Annotated in this window: 2 protein-coding genes; one reads left to right on the top strand and one right to left on the bottom strand. The window is 68.9% G+C overall.

Annotated features, from left to right (window positions below; translation table 11 throughout):
* Window positions 1–122: 122 nt before the first annotated feature.
* Window positions 123–2,213 carry an acetate--CoA ligase family protein gene (locus tag ABZU75_RS45965; RefSeq protein ID WP_355569754.1) on the bottom strand — a complete coding sequence of 697 codons (2,091 nt, stop codon included), beginning with the start codon at window positions 2,211–2,213 and terminating at the stop codon, window positions 123–125.
* 693 nt (window positions 2,214–2,906) lie between these two features.
* Between ABZU75_RS45965 and ABZU75_RS45970 the strand changes: the two genes are divergently transcribed.
* The gene (locus tag ABZU75_RS45970; RefSeq protein WP_350930058.1) at window positions 2,907–3,119 is read left to right on the top strand and encodes a hypothetical protein; all 213 of its coding nucleotides are present in this window, start codon (window positions 2,907–2,909) and stop codon (window positions 3,117–3,119) included.
* Window positions 3,120–3,220: the final 101 nt, after the last annotated feature.

The following is a 3,220-nucleotide window of genomic DNA, read 5'->3' on the forward strand; positions in this document are numbered from 1 at the left end:
TTTTTGGTTTGTGTGGGTTTGTGGGGGGTGGTTGCTGGGGGGGGGGGGGGGGGGGGGGGGGGGGGGCGGGGGGCCCCCCCCCCCCCGCCGGCTCGTGAGGTGCGTCCGGGCCCGCCGGAACCTCAGCCCTCGTCCCAGACGACCATCGCGTCCAGGACCTCGACGCCCTCGCCGGAGACCCGCAGCGGATTGACCTCCATCTCCGTTATCCGGTCGCCGAGCGCCAGCGCGACGTCGGCGAGCCGGCAGATGACGTCGGCCAGCTTCTCCAGGTCCACCACCGCTCCGCCACGAGCGCCCGTGAGCAGGGGATAGCTCTTCAACTCCGCGAGCATGGCCTTGACCTCGTCACGATCGACGGGCAGCAGCCTGATCGCGGTGTCCTTGAGAACCTCCACCCAGACGCCGCCGAGGCCGACGACGAGCGTGAGGCCCCATACGGAGTCACGGACGAAGCCCACCAGCAGGTCGACGCCGTCGGGGCGCATCGGGCTGAGGACCGCGCCCTCGATGTCGGCGTCCGGCGCGTGCGACCGCACCGTGTCCATCATCCGCTCGAACGCCTCACGCACCTCACCCGGCGAGTTCAGGCCGAGGACGACCCCGCCGACATCCGTCTTGTGCGCGATATCGGCGGACGAGACCTTCATCACCAGGGGAAGCGGCATCTCCTCGGCCGCGCTCTCGGCCTCCTTGGCGGTCCGCACCAGGCGCTGGGGAACGACGGGCACTCCCGCGCCGGCCAGCAGTCCGACGACCTGGCGCTCGGACCAGCGACCGCCGGCGCCGCCCTCGATCTCCACGGCCGTCGGGGAGCCGGCCCGCGGCTGCGCGATCTCCCTGCGCTTCTCGGACCACCACATCGCCTTGGCAAGGGCGGGGATGCCCCGGGCGAAGGACTCCAGCACGTATGAACTGCCCGACGACCGGCGGAACTCACGCGCGAACAGGGTGCGCTCGGTGGGCAGGAACTCCATGGGGATGACGGGAACCGGGCTCGTGTCCGCCAGCTCCTTGCGCCACTCGACGCTCCCGGCCATGAACGCGGCCGCCTCGGGGGTGGCCGGGGCCGACCCGTTGATCACCAGGACGTCGATGCCCGGGTCCTTCGAGACGACCTTCTCGCACAGCGGCAGCAGGTCGGGCTTGATCACGACGTACCCGGTGGTGTCGAGCGGGTTCTGCGCCGTCGCGAAGTCCGGCAGCCCGCTCTCCCGCAGCGCCGTCACCGTGGAGTCGGCGAGGTCGGGCAGCTGCACGCCGTTCACCTCGGCGACATCGCCGATCACCCCGCACATCGCTCCGGAGCCCGTCACGAAGGCTGCCCTGCGCCCGGGGATCTCCCCGTACTCGGCGAGCAGCCCGGACGTGGCCACCAGGTCCTCGATGGAGTCGACCCGGATGACCCCGAGCTGCCGGAAGGCGGCGTCGAACACCTTGTCGTCACCGGCGAGCGCTCCGGTGTGCGCAGCCGTCACCTTGGCGCCCACCTCACCGCGCCCCGCCTTGTACGCGACGATGGGCACGCCGGCTTCCAGGGCCCGGCGGGCGGCGTCGACGAACGCCTCGGGGTGGCGTACCGATTCCAGGTACAACGCGATGACCTTCGTGGACTCCTGAGCCAGCAGGTAGTCGATGCCCTCGGCGATCGTGATCATCGCCTCGTTGCCCAGCGTGACCAGATGGCTGATGCCCACGTCCCGGCTCTGCAGATAGTTGAGCAGGAAGATGCCGAGCGCGCCGCTCTGCGAGAGGACCCCGACACCACCGGTCTCCATCGGCCACGGCAGCATCTGACTCCACGGCATCGTCGCGGCGGCCGCGTTGATGAAACCGAGATTGTTCGGCCCCAGGATGCGCAGGCCGAGTTCGTTCGCGCGGGCGGCCAGAGCGCGCTCGCGTTCGGCCCCCTCCTCGCCCATCTCCCCGAAACCGGCGGCGATGACGACGAGATTGACGACCCCCTTCGCCGCCGCGCCCTCCATGATGCCCGGCAGCGAGTCAGGGCCGGTCAGCACATAGGCCAGATCGACATGACCGTCGATGTCCTCAAGGGACCTGACGGCCGGCTGGCCATGGACCTGATCACCCTTGTGATTGACGAGATGGATGGGGTGGGGGTATCCCGCCTGCACGAGGTTGGCATAGGTGTAACGGGACCAGCCCGAACGATCACTCGCCCCGACGATCGCGATCCCGCGCGGCGCGAACATCGAATCGAGTGGATGCCCCCCAGAGGCGTCGTTGTCCAAGTGCGATGGCGAACTGCCCTCGGTCCCGGTGATGAGGCTCATTCTCCACTCCCTGTCGCATGCGGGCGGTAGCCCGGACGATCAGTACCTGGGGCACGCCGGCCGCGATGACCGGCCCGGAGGGCGGTCGGCACGGCGGGCAAGACCCCGTGGAGCTATAGTGAAATTAGATTCTACTACTGTCAATAGCCAGATCATCTTGAGCGGGCGTGAATCGAGTCGTTACCTGCACTGATGATGCATCTCACCTACAGGCCGGACAGCTGTCGAAATCTAGAGTCGGAATCTATCTAGCAGCAGCGTCGGCTCATCTGCGATCTCCGGAGGCGTGCTACGACCCCCATCCGAGGCAAGGGCGCGACGGCCCCGGCGCGGGTGGGATCCGCGCCGACGTCATCGCCAGGAGACCGGCCGGGGCCGCCTGGCGGCGATTGCCGGGTGGCAGGGTGCCGAACGCCCGCCGGATGAACGTTTCACGCTCAGCGCACGCCTTTTCACAGCTTTGACCAGGTCATCCCCACACCGGAAGCCGGAGCCGACGGCCGCCTACCTTCGGACGGCCGCCGATGTGATACTTCCGGTGCCGGGAAGCCCGATTCGAGCGCCCCGCGCGTTTCTCCGGAAACACACTTCGTTCATGCCGCAGGAGAATTGATGCGCAGAATGCGAGCTTTACTCGTTTCGGCCTTCCTTGCCACCGGCCTGGCGCTGTCCGTCGGTGTGCTGCCCGCGCAGGCCGCCACACTCAGAAACGTCTACTACTACGACTGGGACTGCCACCGGGTCGGAAACCTCGGCATCCAGGAGGGGTGGTGGACCTCGTACACCTGCACCCCCCAGTCCGGGTTCTGGTTCCTCTACGCATGACGCCGCTCCCGGCACGCCCGCGTGCCGGCCGGCGGCCGGGAGCGGAGATCCCGGGATTCGGCGGTCGCGCGAGGTGGCCGCCGGATCGGGCCGCGCGGCCC

Source organism: Streptosporangium sp. NPDC005286 (assembly GCF_040607515.1).
Classification (GTDB): Bacteria; Actinomycetota; Actinomycetes; order Streptosporangiales; family Streptosporangiaceae; genus Streptosporangium.

Bases quoted from the DNA above. Each gene is read 5' to 3' on its own strand.
- ABZU75_RS45965 (WP_355569754.1), bottom strand. From the start codon at position 2,213: ATGTTCGCGCCGCGCGGGATCGCGATCGTCGGGGCGAGTGATCGTTCG.
- ABZU75_RS45970 (WP_350930058.1), top strand. From the start codon at position 2,907: ATGCGCAGAATGCGAGCTTTACTCGTTTCGGCCTTCCTTGCCACCGGC.